General features: G+C 51.8%; 6 protein-coding genes. All 6 read left to right on the forward strand.

Translation table 11 applies throughout. The annotated features are described in order from the left end of the window. The first annotated feature begins 10 nt into the window (after positions 1-10). The 6 genes from gmk (at position 11) to hslU (ending at position 5,973) form a co-directional block, all read left to right on the forward strand. Positions 11-640, forward strand: a complete 630-nt coding sequence (gene gmk / locus AB1690_13290; GenBank protein ID MEW6016280.1) for a guanylate kinase — start codon at positions 11-13, stop codon at positions 638-640. Positions 641-662: 22 nt separating this feature from the next. After that, a complete protein-coding gene (rpoZ, locus tag AB1690_13295) occupies positions 663-890 on the forward strand; it encodes a DNA-directed RNA polymerase subunit omega (protein MEW6016281.1) in 228 nt (75 codons plus the stop codon). A gap of 4 nt (positions 891-894) precedes the next feature. Next, positions 895-3,123, forward strand: coding sequence for a type I DNA topoisomerase (topA, locus tag AB1690_13300; protein ID MEW6016282.1), 2,229 nt, complete (start codon positions 895-897; stop codon positions 3,121-3,123). 63 nt (positions 3,124-3,186) lie between these two features. Continuing rightward, positions 3,187-4,077, forward strand: a complete 891-nt coding sequence (locus tag AB1690_13305) for a tyrosine-type recombinase/integrase (protein MEW6016283.1) — start codon at positions 3,187-3,189, stop codon at positions 4,075-4,077. A gap of 13 nt (positions 4,078-4,090) precedes the next feature. Next, positions 4,091-4,630 (forward strand): ATP-dependent protease subunit HslV, encoded by a 540-nt coding sequence (gene hslV / locus AB1690_13310; protein MEW6016284.1) that lies wholly within the window; start codon positions 4,091-4,093, stop codon positions 4,628-4,630. Further along, entirely contained in the window at positions 4,624-5,973 is a 1,350-nt protein-coding gene (hslU, locus tag AB1690_13315; GenBank protein ID MEW6016285.1) for an ATP-dependent protease ATPase subunit HslU, read from the forward strand. The genes hslV and hslU overlap by 7 nt, the downstream gene beginning before the upstream one ends. Positions 5,974-6,136: the final 163 nt, after the last annotated feature.

A 6,136-nucleotide genomic window follows, 5' to 3' on the forward strand; every position in this document is an offset into this window, starting at 1 on the left:
CGGTTTTGATATGAAACAGGGGACCGGCAAAATCGTGATAATATCGTCTCCCTCGGGAGGCGGTAAGAGCTCTATTTGCAGACGGTTACTGCGGGCCGGGAACAAAAGGAAAGGGTGGCGGTTTTCAATATCGGTAACGACAAGGCCCAGGCGTCCCAATGAACGAAACGGGCGGGAGTACTTGTTTGTAAGTTATCCTGAATTCGTGACGCGGCGTCAGCGTGGGGAATTCGCCGAGTCGTGCCAGGTGCATAAGTACTATTATGGCACACCTCGGGAACCGCTGGAGCGAACCCTGACCGCCGGCGGAGTGATGATACTGGATGTAGACGTCAAGGGAGCCTTTAAGTTAAAGAAAGAGTACCCGATGGCGGTTTCGATTTTCATACTCCCCCCCAGCCGTCAGGAACTTGCCCGACGGTTAAAGCAAAGGGGGACGGAGGACGATAAGCATTTAAGGATTCGTCTCCGGAGAGCCTTGAGCGAAATGAAGCTCTATCGGAAATTTGATTATGTGGTGATCAACCGGGAGCTGGACACGGCCGTAAGTGAAGTGGAGATGATAATAAATTCCTTCCATTGTCAGCAGAGATTTATCGACCATCGCCGCATAAGCGGTTTACTTCGAGAAAGCGATTGATTTTTGAGTCATAGGAGGCTCTATGGTTAAAACCTCTTTTGAGGAGTTGGACAAAGTGACAAAGAATCGTTACGAAGCAGTTCTGATTGCGGCGCAGCGGGCGCGGCAAGTCAATGCCCTTCGTCTGGCGCAGCTGGAACGAATGGCGGAGGAGAATGTTACTATTGACGGTCGCAAGGTGACCTCGCTTGCCCTGCAGGATCTGGCCGCGGGCAAAGTAAAATTTAGACGTCTGGGCGAAGTAAAATAAGTTTATGGCAAAGAACCTTCTCATAGTAGAATCGCCGGCAAAATCGAAAACGCTCAAGAAGTTTCTGGGGCGCGATTATGAAGTGTTGCCGACGATTGGACATATAATCGACCTGCCCAAATCGAAATTGGGGGTAGATACCGATGACGGTTTCAAGATCGACTATGTCGTAATCAAGGGAAAAGAGAAGGTCATCAAGCAGTTGAAGGAAAGCGCCAAGAAGTCAGAGAAGATTTATCTCGCGCCCGACCCGGACCGGGAAGGGGAGGCGATTGCCTGGCATGTAGCGCAGCAGCTGAAGAATGTCAAGAAAATCTCGCGCGTGACTTTCAATGAAATCACCAAGTCGGCGGTGCTGGAAGCGTTCCATCATACCCGCGCTATCGACCTGAACCTGGTCGATGCGCAGCAGGCGCGGCGGGTGCTGGACCGTCTGGTCGGATACAAAGTCTCTCCATTTCTCTGGAAGACTGTAGCGCGCGGTCTTTCGGCGGGAAGGGTGCAATCGGTTGCCCTGCGAATCATCTGCGAACGGGAAGCGGAGATTGCCGCTTTTGTTACCGAAGAGTACTGGGAGATCGCGGCGCTGCTTCAGGATGCCATCGGCAACAAGATACCGTCGAAACTATCCAGGATTGACGGTTCCAAAGCGGAGATTAAGACCGGCGAAGAGGCCGAAAGGGTGGCGCAGGAATTGAGAAAGGGAGAGTTTGTTGTCGATTCCATTCGGAAATCGCAGAAAGTTCGCAAACCATCCCCTCCCTTCATAACCAGTACCCTGCAGCAGGAGGCGGCGCGAGCGCTGGGATTTTCCACCAAGAAGACGATGGCGGTGGCGCAGCAGTTGTACGAAGGCGTTGACCTGGGTGAGGAAGGACCGACAGGCCTGATAACATATATGCGCACCGACTCCACTCGACTGGCTGACAGCGCTATCGATATGGCTCGCGGCTTTATAAAAGAAAATTTTGGCGCCGCTTATCTGCCCAAGAGTCCCGTCAAATATGGCGCCAAAAAGGGAAGCCAGGATGCGCATGAGGCGGTCAGGCCCACTTTCATTGACCATCCTCCCGAGAAAATCAAAAGATATCTCACCAAAGACCAGTACCGTCTATATACACTGGTTTGGAATCGTTTTGTCGCCTGCCAGATGGCGCCGGCTCTGTATGACACGGCCGACCTTGATATCAAGGCGGGAAAGTATCTTTTCCATTCTTATGCCCAGAGTCTGAAATTTGACGGTTATCTAAAAATTTATCAGGAAGCAAAAGAAAACGGACAGAATGGCGAGAATGGTTTGCTGGAATCGCTGCCGGAGTTGAAACCGGGGGACCGTCTGACGCTCCTGGAAGTTACTCCCAGCCAGCATTTCACCAAACCGCCGGCGCGCTTTTCCGAAGCAATGCTGGTGAAAACTTTGGAGTCAGAAGGTATCGGAAGACCGTCAACCTATGCCTCCATCATTTCAACTCTGATTGACCGGAAATATGTCGAATCCAAAGAAAAGCGGCTTCATCCAACCGAACTGGGGCAGACAGTGAATAAAATTCTGATTGAGAACTTCCCCGACATTTTTGATGTCAAATTTACCGCCTATATGGAGACGGAACTGGATAAGGTGGAAATCGGGGAAGACAAATGGGTCGATGTGGTCAAGGAGTTCTATCGTCCCTTTGAAAAGCACCTGGGGAAACTTACCAAGAAACATCAGGAGATCAAGGAGTCGCTGACCGAGGTGACGGATGAGTCATGCGATAAGTGCGGCTCGCCGATGGTGATAAAGTGGGGCAGGAATGGCCGGTTTCTCGCCTGCTCGGCATACCCGGACTGCAAATCGACCAAGCCGCTCAACGGCGCGGAGGAACTTCCGCCGGTCGATATCAAATGTCCCAACTGCGGCTCGGCGATGGTGGTGAAGAGCGGACGTTTTGGAAGATTTTTGGCTTGCTCGGCTTATCCCGAATGCAAGACAACTATGCCGCTGCCGACTGGCATAAAATGCCCCAAGCCGAATTGCGGCGGCGATATCGTGGAGAAGAAAACCAAAACGCGGCGGACTTTTTACGGCTGTTCCAATTATCCCAAATGCGACTTTGTCAGCTGGGATAAACCGGTCAACCAGGATTGTCCCAACTGCGGCGGAAAATATCTATTGCAAAAAGCCTCTAAGAAAGACGGCGTCTATCTGTACTGCCCGGCCTGCAAGCATAAGATTTCGCAGGAAAGCCATTAGCGGCGAATATCGAATTCTCCAATTTTATTTGACCCGACCGACAAATTGCGATATTATGTCATCATGCTTAAAAAAGCATTGGCGGAATATATTCAATATCTGACTGAAAAGCGGGGGCTGGCGGCCGGTTCCGTTCAGGCTTACCGAAGGTCGCTGGCGCGCTGGGTTGAATTTCTTGAAGAGCAGTACCAGACCGTCCCCCCGGAGCCGGCGGTCAATGCCCTGTTCCTTCGAAAGTATCTCTCCCAGAGACGAAGCGAGTCGGTATCGGTGCGCACCCTTGCCGGGTTTATCTCGGCGCTCTCCGGATTTCAACGATTTCTTCTGCAAGACAAACGGTACGCCATTTATCATTGCCGACTCAGCAAATTGAAATATTCCGAAAAGATACCCGATTTTCTATCGCAGAGAGAGACCGACGAAATGCTCAATCTGCTGGAGCGAGACAATTTTTTCGGCTGGCGCGATTATCTGATGGTGGCGCTTTTTTATCTTTCGGGAATCAGACGGACGGAATTGGCGTCACTGCGCCTCACCGACCTGGATAGAAATAAAAATACGTTAAATGTGATTGGAAAAGGGAATAAGCAGCGTTTTGTTCCCTTTGGGGCGGCGCTGGGAAGAGAACTGGAGCGGTATCTGCCCGTCCGGGCGCAATTCGCGGAGCGGTTCAAACGGGACCGGGGATTTCTCTTCCTCAATCATTCCGGCAGTCCTCTGTCGGTTCGCTCGGTGGACCGTATCGTGCAGAAATACTGCGCCCGCCTTGGCAAGCGGGTCACGCCGCATATGCTCCGCCACAGTTTCGCCACCCATATGCTGGAAAACGGCGCCGACATTCTGGCTATAAAGGAGATTTTGGGTCACTGCTCGCTGGCGACGACACAGAAATATACCCATGTTACGACCGAGCAGCTGAAGGCGGTTTACAAGCGGGCTCATCCGCGAGCCTGAGGAAAGGGAAAAAATGTTAATTCACGCTACAACCATATTGGGTCTTCGGTATAAAGGCGCGGTCGCCATGGGGGGAGACGGGCAGGTCAGTTTTAACGACACCATTATGAAATCGAAAGCGGTCAAAGTGCGGAAACTTCATGATGATAAGATTCTTGCCGGTTTCGCCGGAGCGGCGGCCGATGCCCTGGCGCTATTTGAGCGCTTCGAAAATAAGATTGGTGAATACTCCGGGAATCTTCCGCGCGCCGCCGTGGAACTGGCAAAGGATTGGCGGACCGATAAGTATCTTCAGAAACTGGAAGCGCTCCTGGCGGTAGCCGACAACAAGCATTCCCTGTTGATTGCCGGCTCGGGAGAGGTGGTGGAGCCGGATGACCGCATTCTGGCTATCGGCTCCGGAGGACCATACGCTCTGGCTGCCGCCCGTGCCCTACTTTCGACTAACCCGTCGCTGTCGGCTGAAGAGATAGTCAGAAAAGCCCTCAGAATCGCCGCCGATATTTGCGTTTACACCAATGACAATATTACCGTGGAAAGCATAAAATGCTGAATAAATCATACAAGACCCCCAGAGAAATTGTCGAACACCTGGATAAATATATCATCGGTCAGGATAAAGCCAAGAAGGCGGTGGCGATTGCGCTGCGCAATCGCTGGCGACGTCAGGCGGCCGCGCCGGAAATCAGACGGGAAATTCTCCCCAACAATATTCTCATGATAGGTCCTACCGGAGTCGGTAAAACCGAAATCGCGCGACGACTGGCAGAGATGTCGAATGCCCCGTTTCTGAAAGTGGAAGCCTCGAAATTCACCGAGGTCGGCTATGTCGGACGGGATGTGGAATCGATGGTGCGTGACCTGGTGGACCTTTCGGTCAATATGCTAAAGCAGGAGAAATCGGAACTGGTGGAGGAGAAAGCGCGTCAGCTGGTGGATGAGCGAATCCTTGATTTGCTTCTGCCTCCCGCGCCGCGCGTCAAACAGCCGCAGATTGAAATCGGCGAGGATGCCAAAGTCGACGGCACCCGCGACAAATTGCGGGAAAAACTTCATTCCGGAAAATTGGAAGAGCGGATGGTGGAACTGGAAGCCCCCGCTGACCGCTTTCCGGTCGTCGAAATCTTCTCCCCGATGGGTATGGAAGAGTTGGGGATTAATTTTCAGGAGATGTTTTCCGGGCTGATGCCGAAGAAGACCAAGAAACGAAAGATGACCATTGCCGAGGCGCGGAAATTCCTTTTCTCCGAAGAACTCTCCAGGCTGGTCAATATGGATGAAGTTATATCGATTGCTCTGGAGCGGGCGCAGGAATCGGGAATTATCTTTATCGACGAAATCGACAAGATAGTTGGAGACAAGAATAAGGTCGGTCCCGATGTCTCCCGCGAAGGGGTTCAGCGGGATATTCTTCCCATCGTGGAAGGTTCGGCGGTGATGACCAAATACGGTATGGTGACGACCGAACATATACTTTTCATAGCCGCCGGAGCCTTTCATTCCTCCAAGCCGTCCGACCTGATTCCGGAACTTCAGGGAAGATTTCCGATTCGGGTGGAACTGGAATCGCTGAACGCCGCGGATTTTGTCCGGATACTTTCGGAGCCGAAAAACGCGCTGGTGAAACAGTACTCCGCCCTGATGGCGTCGGAAGGGGTAAAGTTGACTTTCGCCGATTCGGCGCTGCAGCGAATTGCCGAGATTGCTGAACAGGTGAATACTAATACCGAAAATATCGGAGCGCGGCGGCTGCACACCATCATGTCCAATCTTCTCGAAGATATAATGTTTGATTGTTCGGACGGCAAAAAGGGCATCCGGATTACACCGGAGATGGTGACTAAGAAACTTGCCGATATTATCGGCGATGAAGATCTCAGCCGGTATATTCTGTAATTCTCTTTTGCCCGCGAGAAAGATTTTCTCTTGATTTTATATCAGGGGCTGTAATATTCTCTGGTATTGCCGATATATCTATCTAAGATTGATTTTTTGGGAATAGTTATTGACAGGCGGTCTCGGGGTGGGGCTGACCTGGAGACCGACCAGGGAGTATATA

It is taken from the genome of Candidatus Zixiibacteriota bacterium (assembly GCA_040753495.1).
Lineage (GTDB): Bacteria > Zixibacteria > MSB-5A5 > GN15 > PGXB01 > DYGG01.